Below are 17,180 nucleotides of genomic sequence, written 5' to 3' on the forward strand. Positions count from 1 at the left end.
GTTCGACTTCTTATTGCTAAGAAATCGTCTTGGTCACTTCACCAGACATTGAAAATCAACAAAATTGTTTGATGTTCGATGCTGTGAGTGCCCACACAGATTGCTTGATTCAAATTGTTAAAGAGCGACGCAACAGTGTGTTGCTGCGGGAGTGGAATTCTACTCAACCGCCTTCTCGAGTCAAGCCTTATTTTCAAAGGCTTTTCGAGGCACCGACCGGCTTGATTGCGTTGCCGCTTGCCCTGTCGATGTGGCGCATTATAGGGATCTGGATCACGCTTGCAAGGGGCGTTTCGAATTAAATTCGAATTATTATCTCAACAGCTCATCAATTCACCAAAAAGACTGTTTATCCCGCAACAACACACTCATATGACGACATATGCCTATCTTCAATGATGTCTTGGCAGCGATAGATCAAACTTGTAGCGAATTGGCACCGCCCACTTCTATATGCATGGTGATCGAGGTCACGCCTTCGGGTAACATAGCGCCCCTTTGCGATTCACACACTCTTGGGCTTTGGAGAGTTTAATGCCTTTTGCACTTGGCCAGCGTTGGATTAGTGATACAGAGACGGATCTGGGGTTGGGGACTGTCGTTGCTGTTGAAGGACGCATGGTTACCCTGTTGTTTCCGGCTACCGGTGAAAACCGCATGTATGCCAAAGAAGAGGCGCCGGTCACCCGGGTCAGCTTCAATGTGGGCGATCAGATCACCAGTCACGAAGACTGGACCATGACGGTCGAAGAAGTGCAGGAGAAAGACGGCCTGCTTATATATGTAGGTGTGCGCACCGACAATAATGAGCCCGTTGCCCTCAAAGAAGTGTTTCTCAACAACTTTATCAAGTTCAACAAGCCGCAGGATCGCCTGTTCGCCGGTCAGATCGATCGGATGTCCCGCTTCACCCTGCGCTACGAGGCGCTGGTCAACCAGCACCAGCGTCGTCGCAACCCGACTCGCGGTCTGGCAGGCGGCCGGGTCAGCCTGATCCCGCACCAGCTCTATATCGCCCACGAGGTGGGTCACCGCTACGCTCCACGCGTACTGCTGGCCGATGAGGTGGGTCTGGGCAAGACCATCGAAGCGGGCATGATCATTCATCAGCAGCTGCTCTCCGGCCGCGCCCATCGGGTGCTGATCCTGCTGCCCGAAACCTTGCAGCACCAGTGGCTAGTCGAGATGTTGCGCCGCTTCAACCTGCACTTCTCCCTGTTTGACGAGGAGCGCTGCATCGAGGCGTTTGCCGATGCGGAGAACCCCTTCGAGACCGAACAGCTGGTGATCTGCAGCCTCGACTTCCTGCGCAAGAAGCGCCGTCGCTTCGAGCAAGTGCTGGAAGCCGAGTGGGATCTGCTGGTTGTCGACGAAGCGCACCATCTGGAGTGGAGTGAAGAGGCGCCGAGCCGTGCCTACGAAATGGTGGAAGCGCTGGCCGAACAGGTGCCGGGCGTGCTGCTGCTGACCGCAACCCCGGATCAGCTGGGTCACCAGAGCCACTTTGCTCGTCTGCGCCTGCTCGATCCCGAGCGTTTTTACGACTACGAAGCCTTCCTCGCCGAGGAGCAGGCCTATGGTCAGGTCGCGAGCGCCGCGCAAGAGCTGCTGGATGGCGAGACCCTGAGCGATGAAGCCAGACAGATCCTCGCCAGCCAGCTGGAAGGGCTGGACTTGAGCGATGCCGCCGCCCGCCAGCAGGCGGTCGCCAAGCTGCTGGACCAGCATGGCACCGGCCGGGTACTGTTCCGCAACAGCCGCGCCAATATTCAGGGCTTCCCCGAGCGTCACCTCAACGTCTACCCCATGCCGCTGCCGGAGCAGTACAAGACCGCCATCAAGGTGATGGGCATGATGGGTGGCAACGGTGGCGATCTGCAGACCCGCGCCCTGCGCTACCTCTACCCCGAGAAGATCTTCCAGCAGTTCGAAGGCGACAACGCAACCTGGACCCAGTTCGACCCGCGCGTAGAATGGTTGCTGGAGCTGCTGCTCTCAGCCCGCCAGCAGAAGGTGCTGGTGATCTGCTCCGAAGCGGCGACTGCTATCGCGCTGGAAGAGGCGCTGCGCACCCGTGAAGGGATCCGTGGTGCAGTGTTCCACGAAGGGATGTCGATCCTCGAGCGGGACAAGGCCTCCGCCTATTTTGCCCAGCAAGAGGGTGGCGCCCAGGTGCTGCTCTGCTCCGAGATCGGCTCAGAAGGGCGCAACTTCCAGTTTGCCAGCCATCTGGTGCTGTTCGATCTGCCCCTCAACCCGGATCTGCTGGAACAGCGGATCGGCCGACTGGATCGTATCGGTCAGCAGAATACCGTCGAGATCCACGTTCCCTATCTGGAAGGGACTGCCCAGCGCGCCCTGCTGCTCTGGTATCACGATGGTCTGGACGCGTTCGAGCAGACCTGCCCGACTGCCCGCCCGGTATTCGAAGCGGTACGTGAAGAGCTGTTCGAGCTGCTAGCCGCCAACACCGGCGATCAGGCGACCCTCGACGCCCTGCTGATCAAGACCCGCGAACTGCACGAGCCGCTCAAGGCCCGACTGGAGCAGGGTCGCGATCGCCTGCTGGAGATCCACTCCAGCGGTGGCGCCGCCGCCCAGCAGCTGGTCGACAAGCTGGCCGCCGAAGATGACGACACTGGTATGATCTCCTTCGCTCTCAAGATGTTCGACGAGATCGGCGTCAATCAGGATGACCGTGGCGAGAACGCGCTGGTGCTGACCCCCGGGGATCACATGCTGGTCTCCAGCTTCCCGGGCCTGCCGCAAGACGGCATGACCATCACCTTCGATCGCAACACTGCCCTGTCGCGGGATGACATGGCGCTGCTCTCCTGGGATCACCCCATGATGCGCGGCGGTATCGACCTGATCCTGGGCTCCGAGATCGGTGCCACCTCGGTCGCACTGCTCAAGAACAAGGCGCTGCCCATCGGCTCCATCCTGCTTGAGCTGATCTTCGTTGCCGAGTCTGCGGCCCATCCCCAGCTCTACCGCTTCATGCCGCCGACGCCGATCCGTCTGCTGATGGACAAGAACGGCCAGAATCTGGGTGAGAAAGTGGCGTTCGATGCCTTCAACCGCCAGCTGACTCCGGTCAATCGCCACCTCGGCAGCAAGCTGGTCACCGCGTCCCAACCGGTGATCCACGGTCTGATTGGCAAGGGCCAGGCCATTGCCGAAGAGCTGAAAGCCGGGATTGTCGACAAGGCCCGTGCCCAGATGGCGCAGACCCTGCAGCAGGATCTGGATCGTCTGGAAGCGCTCAAGGCGGTCAACCCGAACGTGCGAGACAGCGAACTGGATTATCTGCGCAATCTGCAGGCAGAATTGCACCACCTGATCGATCAGACCCAACTCAAGCTGGATGCAATCCGCTTTATCGTGGTCACCCATAACTGACGCGGCAAACCTGATCCGGCTCAGGCTGGATGCCATGCACTTTATTGTCGTGGTCATCCATAACTGACAAGGCAGTGAAGAGGCATGACCTGCTCCGGCTCACGCGGGATCCCATGCCCTTTATGATTGTGGTTACCCATAACTGATGGGGGCTTGCCCCCACCTTTTGATGCGAGACATTTATGTTTGAATACTCACCGCCTCTGGAACCCTGGCTCGATATCCTGTTCAAGGACAAGGACATCATGGTGGTCAACAAGCCCACCGGCCTGCTGAGCGTCCCCGGGCGCGGTCCCGAGAATGAAGACAGCGTCCTGCATCGGGTGAAGCAGCAGCACCCCAAGGCGGCGGCAGCCCATCGCCTCGACATGTCCACCACTGGCGTCATTGTCATACCCCTCACCCCCAATTCTCATCGGGAGCTGAGTCGGCAATTTCGCGAGCGGGAGACCGAGAAGCACTACCTCGCCTGGGTGTGGGGCGAGCCGGAGGCAGAGTCGGGTCAGGTTGACCTGCCGCTCTGCGTCGACTGGCCCAACCGCCCGAAGCAGAAGGTGGATTTCGAAGAGGGGCGCCACGCCCTGACCCTGTGGGAAAAGCTGAAGGTGGAGAACGGCAACAGCCTGATCAAGCTGACCCCCATCACGGGTCGCTCCCACCAGCTGCGCGTCCATATGCTGGAGCTGGGGCACCCGATTCTGGGTGACAACCTCTATGCCCATCCGGGTGCGCTGGCGGCGGCGCCCCATCTTTACCTGCATGCGGCCATGCTGACCATCAGCCACCCCCGCAGCGGCGAGCGGATGACCTTCGAGGCGCCAGCGCCCTTCCCGCTCTGACCTGAAGGGATGCGAAGCAAATCGCAGATATAAAAAAGCCCCCATCGCGAGATGGGGGCTTTTTCATTAGGGTCAGACGCGAATATCGATCTTGCTTCCCAGCGAGCCGCTGGCCGATGTCGGTGCAACCGGCGCGGATTGGGCTGCATTTTGCAACAGCTTCAGCGCAGCTTCGCCCTCTTGAGTCTGCTGTTTTTTGGCCAGACTGGCCGTCATCAACGCAGAACCAAACGACGCATTAGCAGAACTAGATATATCCATGGTGTACCTCCTGCCCTAAGACTATCGGCCATCTTGCGCCAAACATGAACTGTTTTGGCTAAATTAAATACGCCTTACCCGGCTAGCTCCGCTTCAACCACGCCTCCTCCATCTCCAGAAGAGTCTGATATATCTTCTCGGCCTGCTCGGGGCGGCTGAACAGATAACCTTGTCCATACAGATGCATATCAGTGAGTGTGCGCAAAACATCGAGCTGCGCCTGAGTTTCAATCCCTTCGCACACCAGACTCTTGCCCAGCATGGAACCCATACGGCAAATGTTGGCGACCAATTCAGATGCTTCTATCGAGGTATCGATCCCCTGGATAAAGGAGCGATCGATCTTTACCTTGCTGACCGGCAGTTTCTGCAGATAGCTGAGAGATGAGTAGCCGGTACCGAAATCATCCAGCGCCAACTGCACCCCTTGTTGATTCAGATCCTGCATCAGCTGCAGGGAATTCTTCACCTCGCGCATTGTGGTGTCTTCCGTCACCTCCAACACCAGGCTGGCGGCCGGGATATGGTGATCCATCAACGCCTTGGCGACCAGTTTCAACAAATTGCGCTGGTACATGCCAGGCGAGATATTCACGCACATTTGCAAGTCGACCAGTCCAAGCTGCTGCCACTGATAGAGCTGCTCACAGGCGGTGTTCAGCACCCAGCTGCCCAGTTTCTCGGCCAGCTGGAACTCTTCCGCCACCTGGATCACCTCGTTGGGCGGAATGAACCCCAATTCAGGGTGACGCCAGCGCAGCAGCGCTTCGACAGCCTCGCAGCGACCGCTTTCAAGATTGACGATGGGCTGGTAATACAGTTCGAGTGCGTTGTGCTCCAGCGCCATGATCATGTCGCTTGCCAGATGCTTGCGCCGCGCAGTTTCATTGAGCAGCGAGTTGTCATAGATGACATAAGGGACATGGGTCTTGCGACTGTGGAACAGCGCCTGCTCGGCCCGACTGAGCAGCTCCTGGGTCAGCTTGCTGTCCATCGGGAAGAAGGCGATACCTATCCCCACCTCCAGCCGGAAGGGGTAGTTGTCGATGATGATGTCTTGCTTGAGCGCATGAAGCAGGCGTACAACCAGCTCTCTCACCTGTCGCAGGTCACTGCTCTCGCGCTGGATAATAGCAAACTGATCTCCACCCAGACGCGCCACCCACTCACCGTTTTCACACAGGCCGCGAACCCGCTTTGCCATCTCCTGCAGCAAGAAGTCACCGGTGTTGTAGCCAAATTTGCTGTTGATATCCCGAAAATCGTTGATATCGACCAGTACCAAACCAAATGGTATCTCCTTGGTTGCGTACGATTCCATCTTCTCCAGCAACGCCAGCCGATTGACCAGCCCGGTCAGGGGATCGACTCTTGCAGCCCGGAAATGGCGACGCGCCTCGCGGATCAGCAGGCCACTGAGCAGCATCACGGACAACACCAGACCGGAAACCATAAACAGCAAGGCGTTGCGCAGTTGGCCAAAGCGTTTGTCATTACCGGAATAGACATTGATGTTCTTTTGCATCACAGAGGCGAGAGAGTAGGAGAGAGGTTCTTGCAGAGGGGCCAATCGCATCATGATTTGCTGATACTCTGGCGTGCCCGACTTCAGATTGGTGATGTTGGACTCCATCTCGCGGATGTTGCTTTCAATCAGCTGCACCAGACGCAGGGTCTTTTGCTTGTCTTTCATGCTCTGGCGCAACTGCCCGCTGAGCAGGATTGGCGTGCGGCTCCAGAGGATGTCGTAACGCAGCATCAGAGTGTCGTGATCGATGCCACCATAATGGTAGATCTCGACGGAGTTGAGGAAGCGCCCCAACTCCAGCTGCAACTGCATCAGCGCCCAAGAGACGTCATAGGTGTACTTTTCCATCACCCGGGTCGCATTCTGTATCTGCGCGAGGCAATACAGGGTACTTCCCGTAAACAACAGGATGGATAGGTAAAGAACGACAAGTAAAGGCCACGCCTTGGTCTTTGCTTTCACTCGCACTCCCGCACGCCGTTATATCAATGTTGAACGTCAACCGCATTCAACTGCCAGATCATCATGTCAGTGAACTCTGATCGTTTCAGCTCCGGATGCTGATCAAGCGGTAGGATAAACCAAAGCGGCCCCTTATTCCGTACCCGCATGGTCACACCGTCATCTTGCCAGGCCAGAATGGGATCGTATTTGCTGACCTTGTCCCAGTTGATCCGTATCTGAAAACTGTTCAGGGCGGTCAGGGTAATGGATTTGCCATCCGCTCCGACGGCAGCCAGTACATCTGCCAGCTTGGGTCCCACATACTTGTGCGGTTTGTCGACCCAGGGATTTCCCGTCACTATTTCATGCTGGGGCAAGGCTTTGAGCATGGCCAGATCGAAAGCCACCTCTCCCTCTGTTGCCTCGGCAGGCTTCACATTGCCGGTCACCGTCAAGATGACGGGGCCCTGCGGCGCCTCAAGGGCCATAACCGGCATCGCCAGAGAAAACAGTAATGGAATCAAACCCAGTGCACGCATACTCACCTCAGAAAAAGTCACCAACAATAGACTCAGTTTAGTCGCCATAAAAAAAACGGCCCGCAAAAGCGAGCCGTTTGGTAACCAGGACTGAATTACATCATACCCATGCCACCCATGCCGCCCATGTCAGGCATGGCAGGGGTATCTTTCTTCGGCAGCTCGGTGATCATGCACTCTGTGGTGATCATCAGGCCGGCGATGGAAGAGGCGAACTGCAGAGCAGAACGGGTGACCTTGGTCGGATCCAGGATCCCCATGGCCAGCATGTCACCGTACTGTTCGGTGTAAGCGTTATAGCCGAAGTTGCCTTCACCATTTTTCACGGCGTTGGCAATGACGGAGGCTTCTTCGCCAGCGTTGATGACGATTTGACGCAGCGGGGCTTCCATGGCGCGCAAGGCAACCTTGATACCCACGTTCTGATCTTCGTTGTCACCACGCAGACCGGCCAGTTTGGCGGCAACGCGTACCAGCGCCACACCACCACCAGCAACAACGCCTTCTTCTACGGCAGCGCGAGTTGCGTGCAGGGCATCGTCAACACGGGCTTTCTTCTCTTTCATCTCGACTTCGGTCGCAGCACCGACCTTGATCACGGCAACGCCACCCGCCAGTTTGGCTACGCGCTCTTGCAGCTTCTCACGGTCGTAATCGGAAGAGGTCTCTTCGATTTGCTGACGGATCTGGGCCACACGGCTTTCGATCAGGGCAGCATCACCCACGCCATCGATGATGGTGGTGTTCTCTTTGGTGATGACGATACGCTTGGCACGGCCCAGATCTTCCAGGGTCGCTTTTTCCAGCTCCATGCCCACTTCTTCAGAGATCACGGTACCACCGGTCAGCATGGCGATATCCTGCAGCATGGCCTTGCGACGGTCACCGAAGCCCGGCGCCTTGACGGCAGCCACTTTCACAATGCCACGCATGGTGTTGACTACCAGGGTCGCCAGCGCTTCGCCTTCCACGTCTTCGGCAACGATCAGCAGCGGCTTGCCTGCTTTGGCAACGCCTTCCAGCACCGGCAGCATTTCGCGGATGTTGGATACTTTCTTGTCCACCAGCAGGATGAAGGGATCATCCAGCTCAACGGCACCGGTTTCCGGCTTGTTGACGAAGTAGGGGGAGAGGTAGCCACGGTCGAACTGCATGCCTTCTACCACAGCCAGCTCGTCGTCCAGGCCCTGACCATCTTCAACCGTGATGACGCCATCACGGCCGACTTTGTCCATGGCTTCAGCAATCAGCTTGCCCACTTTCTCGTCGGAGTTGGCGGAGATGGTGCCTACCTGAGCGATGGCGTTGTTGTCAGCGCACGGCTGGGACAGCACTTGCAGCTCGGCAACGGCGGCGATCACTGCCTTGTCGATACCGCGCTTCAGATCCATGGGGTTCATGCCGGCAGCAACGGCCTTCAGACCTTCGTTGACGATGGCCTGAGCCAGTACGGTTGCTGTGGTGGTACCGTCACCGGCAGCATCGTTGGCCTTGGAAGCAACTTCCTTGACCATCTGGGCGCCCATGTTCTGGAACTTGTCTTCCAGTTCGATTTCACGCGCCACGGAGACGCCATCCTTGGTGATGGTCGGTGCACCGAAGGACTTGTCCAGTACCACGTTGCGGCCTTTAGGACCCAGGGTAACCTTGACGGCATCGGCCAGGATGTTTACGCCTTCCAGCATCTTGATGCGGGCTTCGTTGCCAAATTTGACTTCTTTAGCTGCCATTTTCTTCAATCCTTCAATCAATTCGCAGGGGAAAGGGTGGATTACGCTTCGACAATCGCCAGGATGTCGGTTTCAGACAGGATCAGTACATCCTGACCATCCAGCTTCTCGGTCTTCACACCGTAGCCCTCGTTGAAGATCACCTTGTCACCAACCTTGACGGCGAGGGCTTTGACATCGCCATTATCCAGAATTCGGCCAGTCCCCACGGCAAGTACTTCACCACGGGTGGACTTCTGGGCCGCAGTACCAGTCAAGACAATGCCGCCAGCGGATTTGGCTTCAGCTTCGATGCGCTTGATGATGACGCGGTCGTGCAGTGGACGAATTTTCATCGATAACTCTCCCAAAATGAGTCTCTGTGTTGCTTTGAGGAATGGCCATTCCTGGCCAAATTAGATATGTCTCTGATGTGGGGCGTTTTTGTTAACCCTTCAAGGGCAAATACAAAAAAAATATTTTCACGTACTATGAATATCTTCGATGGATCGCCCGTGTCCCGGTCAGGAAACCGGGTTTGTGCTGCCTGCAGCCAGAACTCACTTCGCCAGATGTATAGAGACGAGCTCGTGACCCGACCCAACCCCCTGCTGACCGCCCCCATGACGTCCGTGCTGCTGCGCATGACGGGCCCCATGATCCTCGGCATCATCGCCATACTGGCATTCAATCTGGTCGATACCTTCTTCATCGGCATGCTGGGCACCCAGGCACTCGCCGCCATCAGCTTCACCTTCCCGGTCACCTTCGTGGTCACCTCGCTGGCAATGGGGCTGGGGGCCGGACTCTCCGCCGTCATCGGCCATGCCCTCGGTCAGGGCAAACATGACGAAGCCGCCCGCATCACCACCGACTGCCTGTTTCTGGCCGTGGTGCTGGTCACGCTCCTCTCGCTGCTGGGAGCATGCACCATACAGCCCCTGTTTCGGCTGCTCGGCGCCAGCGATCAGCTGATCCGCCTCATCTATGACTACATGCTTATCTGGTATCTGACCGTGCCCATGCTGGTGCTGCCCATGGTGGGCAATGCCGCCATTCGGGCCACCGGGGATACCAAAACGCCCAGCCTGGTGATGACGGTGGCGGGGCTGGTGAACGGCGTGCTGGATCCCCTGCTCATTTTTGGCATAGGCCCCTTTCCCGAATGGGGGATCCGCGGGGCGGCCATCGCCACGTCGATCTCCTGGTTGATGGCCATGCTGGTCAGCCTCTACATATTGCGCCATCGGGAAGGCTTGCTGCGATGGCGCCTATCCCCTCGCCCACAATTGCTGGCCCACTGGCGCGCCTTGCTCCACGTGGCCGTGCCGGCCTCTTTCACCAACATGCTCAACCCCCTGGCCAATGCGGTGCTGATGATCATCTTCGCCGGTCTGGGCACCGAAGTGGTGGCCGCCTACGGCGCCGCCTCCCGGGTCGAGGCACTGCTGCTCATAGTGATGATGGCGCTCTCCTCCGTGCTGGCCCCCTTCATCTCGCAAAACTGCGGGGCTGGCAACCCGGCCCGCGCCAGGGCCGCACTGCAATTTTGCATGCGCTTCGCTTTGCTGTTCCAGCTCGGGGTATACGGGCTGACCTGGTTGCTGGCACCGCTTATCGCCAACCTGTTCAGCGATCATCCACAAGTAGTGCGCCTCATCATTCTGTATTTGCACCTAGTACCCATAGGGTATGGCTTCCAGGGCATGGTGATGCTGCTGGCCTCGGCACTCAACGGCGTCAGGGCATCGAGTATCTCGTTTCTGTTCAACGGATTGCGGCTGTTTGTCTTCTTGTTGCCAGGGGCCTGGCTGGGGGCGGAGCTGGGAGGGGAACAGGGAGTCTATCTGGGGATACTGCTGGCAAATCTAGCAGCGGGCACTCTGGCATGGTGGTATGCCCGCCACCGTTTCGAGCGATTGTGTCATCAGGGCAAACCCTGACAGGCACAGCTTCGCTACAGAGGCTTACTCTTTACGCTCGAATTCGCCTTCGATGGTGGTCCCGCCACGATTGACCTGACCCGGTTGTTCCTCGCCTGGACGCGCCTCGAATGGGGGCTGCTGGGCATGAAAACCGCCCATCTGCATCCGGAACTGATTGCTGCCAATGAGTTTGTCAGCCAGCTTGTTGCGCAGCCAAGGCTGCAGCAACAGGATACCGAAGAAGTCGGTCACAAAGCCCGGGATGATCAGCAGCAAGCCGGCCAGCGCCAGCATCATGCCCCCCATCACCTCACGACCAGGCATCTCCCCTTGCTGCATTTTTTGCTGCGCATTGAGCAGGGTCTTGAGGCCTTCACTGCGAACCAGCGATGACCCGAGCACGGCGGTCAGCACCAGCAAGCCTACGGTTGGCAAGGCGCCAATCACGGAGCCCACCTCGATCATCACGGTGAGCTCGAGCAGCACCAGACCGACCAACAACAGAAATAACTTGCCCATAACAACCTCAGTGCGAGTGAATTTGGATGAACCCGTGAACTCTTGCAGCAAACGCATATTTCGCTGCCAACACGCCACAAAGCCGGTTCCTGAATATTAAAGTGGGGGTCGACACCCATTTTTCAAGTGTGAAGGGTGACAGAGCGCCAGATATTCAGAAAAACCGGCATGGCAGACTGTGATTGAAGTCCTTGTTCTGTCAAAGTTAATCGCTCAATTGCAATATCTGTTTAATGACCACAAGTTATTTGAGGTTGTCTCAAATTTAGTGATCCAGGTCTAATATCAGATACCTCAATTGAGGTAATATCGACGCTAGTAATTAAGGGAGCAAAAAACGCTCCCAACTGCCCCACTCGATGTGTGGTGCTTCAGGATGAGCCGTGCGTAAGGAACTCGCGACCACTCGGTGAGGATCGTTTCCATTTATCTGATTTCTGAGGCATTACAATGAGCGACATCAAGAACGTCCGCATTGAAGAAGACCTGCTGGGCACCAAAGAAGTTTCCAATGAGCTCTACTACGGCGTGCATACCCAGCGCGCAGTCGAAAACTTCAAGCTGAGCACTCAGAAGATTTCTGACGTTCCGGAATTTGTCCGCGGCATGGTGCTGACCAAGAAGGCCGCCGCCCTGGCGAACGGCGAACTGGGCACCATCCGTCCTGAAATTGCTGACAAGATCGTAGAAGCCTGCGACCTGATGCTGAACACCGGCAAATGTTTCGACCAGTTCCCGGTCGACGTTTACCAGGGTGGTGCAGGCACCTCCGTCAACATGAACACCAACGAAGTACTGGCCAACATCGCCCTCGAGATCATGGGTCTGGAGAAGGGCCGTTACGACGTCATCAACCCCAATGACCACGTCAACAAATGCCAATCCACCAACGACGCCTACCCTACCGGCTTCCGCGTTGCCGTGGTAAACAGCACAGACACCACACTGCATGCCCTGGAAGCACTGATCGCCGCCTTCGATGGCAAGGCCAAGGAATTCAAAAGCATCCTGAAGATGGGTCGTACCCAGCTGCAGGATGCCGTGCCCATGACACTGGGTCAGGAGTTCCACGCCTTCGCCGTTACCCTGCGTGAAGAGATCAAGTCCATCAAGCGTTGCCAGGAGCTGCTGCTGGAAGTGAATCTGGGCGCAACCGCCATCGGCACCGGCCTGAACACCCCGCCCGAGTACTCTGCCCTGGCCATCAAGCGCCTGGCCGAGATCACCGGTCGTGCTTATGTTCCGGCAGAAGACCTGATCGAAGCAACCTCCGACTGTGGTGCCTATGTGATGCTGCACGGTGCCATCAAGCGTCTGGCCATGAAAATGTCCAAGATCTGTAATGACCTGCGTCTGCTCTCTTCCGGTCCGCGCACTGCACTCAAAGAGATCAACCTGCCGGAAATGCAGGCGGGTTCCTCCATCATGCCGGCCAAGGTCAACCCGGTTATCCCGGAAGTGGTCAACCAGACCTGCTTCAAGGTATTCGGTAACGATGTCACCATCACTTTCGCCGCCGAAGCCGGTCAGCTGCAGCTGAACGTCATGGAGCCTGTGATTGGTCAGGCCATGTTCGAATCCCTGAGCCTGATGGAAAAAGCCTGTATCTCCCTGCGCGAGAAGTGTGTGGAAGGGATCACCGCCAACCCGGAAATCTGCATGAACCACGTGCTGAACTCCATCGGCATCGTGACCTACCTGAACCCCTTCATCGGCCACCACGAGGGGGATATCGTCGGCAAGATCTGCGCCCAGACCGGCAAGAACGTTCGTGAGGTCGTGCTGGAACGCGGCCTGCTGACCGCCGAACAGCTGGACGAAATCCTCTCCATCGAGAACCTGATGAACCCGCAATACAAAGCCAAGCGCTACACCCGCGAAGCCACCGTATAAGCGAGAAAATGGGTCGGGTTTATCCCGGCCCATAAAGTCAGTTCCCGATCGGTCTCACCCAGTCCCATCGGGAATTGGCTTTTCTGCCAAATAAAACCTAAAAAAACTGGAAAATGGAGTGTTCGCTATGATTGTTATCGAGTTACTTGTCGTGCTCGCCGCTATCTATCTGGGTGCCCGGATAGGCAGTATCGGTATCGGCTTTGCCGGTGGTCTGGGTGTGCTGGTGCTGACCTGGGGCCTGGGGGTACAAATTCCGAGCGACCAGCTGGTCACCTTCATCCCCTGGGACGTGATCATGATCATCGCGTCCGTCATCTGTGCCATTGCCTGTATGCAACTGGCCGGTGGCATGGACTACCTGGTTTCGCTGGCAGAAAAGGCTCTGCGCAAGAATCCCAAGTACATCACCTTTGCCGCCCCCATCGTCACCTATCTGATGACAATGCTGGCCGGTACCGGTCACACCGCCTTCTCCACCCTGCCGGTAATCGCCGAAGTGGCCAAGGAGCAGGGCATTCGTCCTTCCCGTCCGCTCTCCATCGCGGTCGTCGCCTCCCAGATTGCCATCACCGCCTCCCCAATCTCCGCGGCCGTGGTTGCCTTCTCCGGCATGCTTGAGCCGTTCGGTGTCGACTACCTGACCCTGCTGGCCATCTGCATTCCGTCCACCTTCATCGCCTGTATCCTGGGCGCCTTCATTGCCAACATGATGGGCAAACCGCTGGATCAGGATGAAGTCTATCTGGAGCGTAAAGCCAAAGGGCTGATCAAGCTGCGCGGCACCACCAAGCTGGAGCTGAAACCTTACGCCAAGGTGTCTGTCTGGATCTTCATCGCCGCCATCGTGGCCGTCATGGCTTATGCCACCGCCATCTCAGGCAAAGTGGGGCTGATCACCAACCCGCCAATTCCCCGTGACGGTGCCATCATGGGCATCATGCTGGCTGCTGCTACCATCATGACCCTGGTCTGCAAACTGGACGCCACTCAAATCACCAACATGCCGACCTTCAAGTCCGGTATGTCCGCCTGTATCTGTGTACTGGGTGTGGCCTGGCTGGGCAACGTCTTCGTGAAAGGCAACATGGACACCATTCAGCTGATCGCTGGCGACCTGCTGAACCAGTACTCCTGGCTGCTGGCCGTGGTGCTGTTCTTCGCCGCCATGCTGCTCTACTCACAAGGCGCCACCACCAAGGCCCTGATGCCGGCCGCGCTGGCACTGGGTGTCAGCCCGCTGACCGCCATCGCCTCCTTCGCCGCCGTGAGTGCCCTGTTCGTGCTGCCGACCTACCCGACCCTGCTGGCCGCAGTCGAAATGGACGACACCGGCTCGACCCGGATCGGCAAGGCCGTGTTCAACCACCCCTTCTTCATCCCCGGCACCGCGACCATAGCGTTCGCCGTGGCACTGGGCTTCTTCTTTGGCGGTATGATGCTCTAATCAGCATTTAATGCCATAAAAACTCAAACGGCCCTCATTGGGCCGTTTTTTATTCCTCGTTTTTCCCTTTCTCCGCCAATTAATCCTCGACCGCTTCAGTTCCTATCAAGGTTCACAGATCTACTCTGGGCCATCGGAACAGCAACCGATCCTGCAGGACCGAGCACAGGTCCGACATTGTTTACACAGAGGAAAAAACGATGAAGAAGACAGCATTGACTATGGCCATCTCCAGCGTGCTGCTGGCCGGCGGCGCCCAAGCCGCGACCGTCTATGACCAAAACGACACCAAACTCGAGATAGGTGGCCGTGCTCAAGGCATGTACTACGGCACTGATAACAACGGTTCTGAAGGCGACAAGAGCTATCTGCGTCTGCACATTGCCGGCGAAACCAAGATCGACAACGAGCTGACCGCTTTCGGCTTTGCCGAGTACAACCTGCCGGTATCCGGTTCTGACAACGACGAACTGCGTTATGCCTTCGCCGGTATCAAGCACGATCGTTTCGGTGCCTTCAGCTATGGTCGTCAGGATGGCCTGTTCACCAAGGCGGTGAACAACTACACAGACGTGCTGCCGGAATGGGGTGGTGATGGCCTGGGTAAAGACACCGAAGTATTCGGCACCGGCCGCACCAACGGTCTGGCTCAGTACATCTACACCTATCAGGGTCTGACCCTGGGTGCCCAGTTCACCGGCAACAACGATCCGCAGAACGCTGGCCGTTCCGAGATGACCGTCCCGAACAGCACCTGGAATTCAGAAGGGTCTGCTGAAGGTTTCGCCCTGTCCGCCAACTATGACTTCGACATGGGTCTGAGTCTGGGTGCCGCCTACAACCAGGCTGGCAAGACCGACGAGCAGGCTGACAACGCTGCCTTCGGTGGCGACCGCGATGCCAAGCTGTACGGTGTGGGTGCCAAGTACGCCGTCGGCGACCTCTACCTGGCCGCTACTTACTCCCACGGTGAAGACCACCTGTTCGTCAACAACGGCTACGCCGAGAAGATGGATGGCTACGAAGCCGTGGCCCAGTACACCTTCGGCAAGTTCAAGCCGTCTCTGGCCTACCTGCGTACCGACGTGAAAGACAATGCCCGCGGCATTGACGATACCGCCACCGAATATGTTTCCATCGGTGCCTGGTACAACTTCACCGACAACTTCAATGCCTATGTTGATTACAAGATCAACCTGCTGGACAACGTCAACGGTACCCACACCAACTCGCTCGGCAAGAACACCGACGACGTGGTCGCCGTGGCCCTGCAGTACAACTTCTAAGTTTTCCCTGAATTGCCTACTGTATTTTACCGGCCGCCCTGCGGCCGGTTTTTTATTGCCCGTCAGATGTTGACCCGCGCCAGACTCGGCTCGCGGTGAAAGCAGTTCACCAGCAGCAACAAGCTAGTCACGCCAACCGTTCCCAGCACCAGCCAAGGTAACCAGGGCTGCCCCTGGACGTTGGCGTAGTCATACAGGGCCCCGCCCCCCACGTATCCCGTCATGCCACCGAGCGCCAGCCCCAGCCGGCTGAATCCCATGTAACTGCCACGAGCCCCCGGCTGTGCCAACTTGGTCATGAGCGTCTCTCGCGCCGGCTCGGCGATGACGATCCCCAGATAGAAGCAGGCCAGCAATACGAAGACGGCGGGCAGCGTAGTGGCAAACGCCACCAGCCCGATCCCGGTTGTCATCAGCAGTACGCCCGCCATCAGGCGGTTTTCCAGCTTGAAGTGCTTCTCCCCATAGCGGGCAAGCGGATAGAGCAGCGTCAGCGAGATGGCGGTCTCCAGGGTATACATCCAGCCAACCGCCGTGGTGGTGCCCGCCATCTGTTTGACCAGGATGGGGAAAATCAGCATCACCTGTACCCAGAGCGCGTAGTAGCCGCTCAGGATCAGCACCAGCCGGCAGAAGGCCGTGTCCGCCAGCACCTGGCCCAGACCGGCACGGATAGGCGTCGGCCGCTGCGAGAGCTTGTAGGGGGGCAGGATCAGCAGGTTGCACAGGGCCGCACAGACAAACAGACCCGCCCCAAGCAGGCAGACATACTCGAAGTCGAAGTTGAGCAGCCAGCTGCCAAGCAGGGCCCCCACCACGGCGCCGGCGCTCTCCAGCATCATCAGCAAGGAGATGTAACGGCCCCGCTGACGCGGGCGGGTAAACTTGATCACCAAGGCGGCACGGGGTGGATCGAACAGGCAACCACCCAGCCCCGAGATGATGCAGGAGAGGATCAGCTCAAGCCCGCTCTGGGCATAGGCCAGACTGGCAAACCCCGCGGCCCGCAACAGCATGCCCCCCACTATGAGTGGCCGGGCACCGAACTTGTCTGCCAGCGATCCCCCCAGCACCCCCAATCCCTGCTGGGTCAGCTGACGCAACCCCAGCGCCAGACCGACCACACCGGCCGCCCAGCCCAGCTGATCCACGAAGCGCAGACTGATCATGGGCATCACCACGAAAAATCCCAGGATCACCAAGAGGGAATCCAACGCCAAAAACCACCGCCCCAACCGCCTCGCCCGCTCCACCATGACTGCCTGACCCCTGCTTTGCTAATGACATCCAACTCGCTCGTCTCATCGCCCGGATGACACCGTCGTCAAATCGGGCAAAGGGTAACTGAAACCCTCTGACCCGGCATGGCAATATGCCAATTCGCAACA

General features: G+C 57.8%; 13 protein-coding genes. 6 read left to right on the forward strand and 7 right to left on the reverse strand.

All coding sequences use genetic code 11. From position 1 onward, the window contains the following. The first annotated feature begins 534 nt into the window (after positions 1-534). The gene (rapA, locus tag GWQ31_RS13060) at positions 535-3,402 is read left to right on the forward strand and encodes an RNA polymerase-associated protein RapA (protein WP_275909534.1); all 2,868 of its coding nucleotides are present in this window, start codon (positions 535-537) and stop codon (positions 3,400-3,402) included. A gap of 182 nt (positions 3,403-3,584) precedes the next feature. Beyond that, entirely contained in the window at positions 3,585-4,241 is a 657-nt protein-coding gene (rluA, locus tag GWQ31_RS13065) for a bifunctional tRNA pseudouridine(32) synthase/23S rRNA pseudouridine(746) synthase RluA (protein WP_275909535.1), read from the forward strand. Between the two features lie 72 nt (positions 4,242-4,313). Here rluA and GWQ31_RS13070 read toward each other — a convergent pair whose 3' ends face one another. The 5 genes from GWQ31_RS13070 to GWQ31_RS13090 form a co-directional block, all read right to left on the reverse strand. After that, positions 4,314-4,502, reverse strand: coding sequence for a hypothetical protein (locus tag GWQ31_RS13070; RefSeq protein ID WP_021140099.1), 189 nt, complete (start codon positions 4,500-4,502; stop codon positions 4,314-4,316). 82 nt (positions 4,503-4,584) lie between these two features. After that, positions 4,585-6,492: a bifunctional diguanylate cyclase/phosphodiesterase gene (locus tag GWQ31_RS13075; RefSeq protein ID WP_275909536.1), complete on the reverse strand. Its 1,908-nt coding sequence runs from the start codon at positions 6,490-6,492 to the stop codon at positions 4,585-4,587. Positions 6,493-6,515: 23 nt separating this feature from the next. Next, positions 6,516-7,013: a hypothetical protein gene (locus tag GWQ31_RS13080; RefSeq protein WP_005318977.1), complete on the reverse strand. Its 498-nt coding sequence runs from the start codon at positions 7,011-7,013 to the stop codon at positions 6,516-6,518. Positions 7,014-7,108: 95 nt separating this feature from the next. After that, positions 7,109-8,743: a chaperonin GroEL gene (gene groL / locus GWQ31_RS13085; RefSeq protein WP_021140096.1), complete on the reverse strand. Its 1,635-nt coding sequence runs from the start codon at positions 8,741-8,743 to the stop codon at positions 7,109-7,111. A gap of 41 nt (positions 8,744-8,784) precedes the next feature. Next, on the reverse strand, positions 8,785-9,078 hold the full coding sequence (locus GWQ31_RS13090; protein ID WP_005318973.1) for a co-chaperone GroES: 294 nt from the start codon (positions 9,076-9,078) through the stop codon (positions 8,785-8,787). A 216-nt stretch (positions 9,079-9,294) separates the two neighbouring features. Between GWQ31_RS13090 and GWQ31_RS13095 the strand changes: the two genes are divergently transcribed. Further along, on the forward strand, positions 9,295-10,665 hold the full coding sequence (locus tag GWQ31_RS13095) for an MATE family efflux transporter (RefSeq protein ID WP_059113491.1): 1,371 nt from the start codon (positions 9,295-9,297) through the stop codon (positions 10,663-10,665). A gap of 24 nt (positions 10,666-10,689) precedes the next feature. Here GWQ31_RS13095 and GWQ31_RS13100 read toward each other — a convergent pair whose 3' ends face one another. Next, on the reverse strand, positions 10,690-11,166 hold the full coding sequence (locus GWQ31_RS13100; RefSeq protein WP_275909537.1) for an FxsA family protein: 477 nt from the start codon (positions 11,164-11,166) through the stop codon (positions 10,690-10,692). Between the two features lie 450 nt (positions 11,167-11,616). Between GWQ31_RS13100 and aspA the strand changes: the two genes are divergently transcribed. The 3 genes from aspA (at position 11,617) to GWQ31_RS13115 (ending at position 15,792) form a co-directional block, all read left to right on the forward strand. Further along, positions 11,617-13,059, forward strand: coding sequence for an aspartate ammonia-lyase (gene aspA, locus GWQ31_RS13105; RefSeq protein ID WP_021140094.1), 1,443 nt, complete (start codon positions 11,617-11,619; stop codon positions 13,057-13,059). 127 nt (positions 13,060-13,186) lie between these two features. After that, the gene (locus GWQ31_RS13110; RefSeq protein WP_021140093.1) at positions 13,187-14,506 is read left to right on the forward strand and encodes an anaerobic C4-dicarboxylate transporter; all 1,320 of its coding nucleotides are present in this window, start codon (positions 13,187-13,189) and stop codon (positions 14,504-14,506) included. Positions 14,507-14,706: 200 nt separating this feature from the next. After that, positions 14,707-15,792: a porin gene (locus tag GWQ31_RS13115; RefSeq protein WP_275909538.1), complete on the forward strand. Its 1,086-nt coding sequence runs from the start codon at positions 14,707-14,709 to the stop codon at positions 15,790-15,792. Positions 15,793-15,854: 62 nt separating this feature from the next. Here the strand turns inward: GWQ31_RS13115 and mdtH are convergent, their stop codons facing one another. After that, positions 15,855-17,048 (reverse strand): multidrug efflux MFS transporter MdtH, encoded by a 1,194-nt coding sequence (mdtH, locus tag GWQ31_RS13120; protein WP_275909539.1) that lies wholly within the window; start codon positions 17,046-17,048, stop codon positions 15,855-15,857. Between the last annotated feature and the right edge of the window lie 132 nt (positions 17,049-17,180).

The sequence above is a fragment of the Aeromonas sp. 2MA4 genome, assembly GCF_029237305.1.
GTDB classification, from domain to species: Bacteria; Pseudomonadota; Gammaproteobacteria; order Enterobacterales; family Aeromonadaceae; genus Aeromonas; species Aeromonas salmonicida.

What these genes read in the sequence shown, in the direction of transcription:
- rapA (WP_275909534.1), top strand. Translation starts at nt 535, where the DNA reads ATGCCTTTTGCACTTGGCCAGCGTTGGATTAGTGATACAGAGACGGAT.
- rluA (WP_275909535.1), top strand. Translation starts at nt 3,585, where the DNA reads ATGTTTGAATACTCACCGCCTCTGGAACCCTGGCTCGATATCCTGTTC.
- GWQ31_RS13070 (WP_021140099.1), bottom strand. Translation starts at nt 4,502, where the DNA reads ATGGATATATCTAGTTCTGCTAATGCGTCGTTTGGTTCTGCGTTGATG.
- GWQ31_RS13080 (WP_005318977.1), bottom strand. Translation starts at nt 7,013, where the DNA reads ATGCGTGCACTGGGTTTGATTCCATTACTGTTTTCTCTGGCGATGCCG.
- groL (WP_021140096.1), bottom strand. Translation starts at nt 8,743, where the DNA reads ATGGCAGCTAAAGAAGTCAAATTTGGCAACGAAGCCCGCATCAAGATG.
- GWQ31_RS13090 (WP_005318973.1), bottom strand. Translation starts at nt 9,078, where the DNA reads ATGAAAATTCGTCCACTGCACGACCGCGTCATCATCAAGCGCATCGAA.
- GWQ31_RS13095 (WP_059113491.1), top strand. Translation starts at nt 9,295, where the DNA reads ATGTATAGAGACGAGCTCGTGACCCGACCCAACCCCCTGCTGACCGCC.
- GWQ31_RS13100 (WP_275909537.1), bottom strand. Translation starts at nt 11,166, where the DNA reads ATGGGCAAGTTATTTCTGTTGTTGGTCGGTCTGGTGCTGCTCGAGCTC.
- aspA (WP_021140094.1), top strand. Translation starts at nt 11,617, where the DNA reads ATGAGCGACATCAAGAACGTCCGCATTGAAGAAGACCTGCTGGGCACC.
- GWQ31_RS13110 (WP_021140093.1), top strand. Translation starts at nt 13,187, where the DNA reads ATGATTGTTATCGAGTTACTTGTCGTGCTCGCCGCTATCTATCTGGGT.
- GWQ31_RS13115 (WP_275909538.1), top strand. Translation starts at nt 14,707, where the DNA reads ATGAAGAAGACAGCATTGACTATGGCCATCTCCAGCGTGCTGCTGGCC.
- mdtH (WP_275909539.1), bottom strand. Translation starts at nt 17,048, where the DNA reads ATGGTGGAGCGGGCGAGGCGGTTGGGGCGGTGGTTTTTGGCGTTGGAT.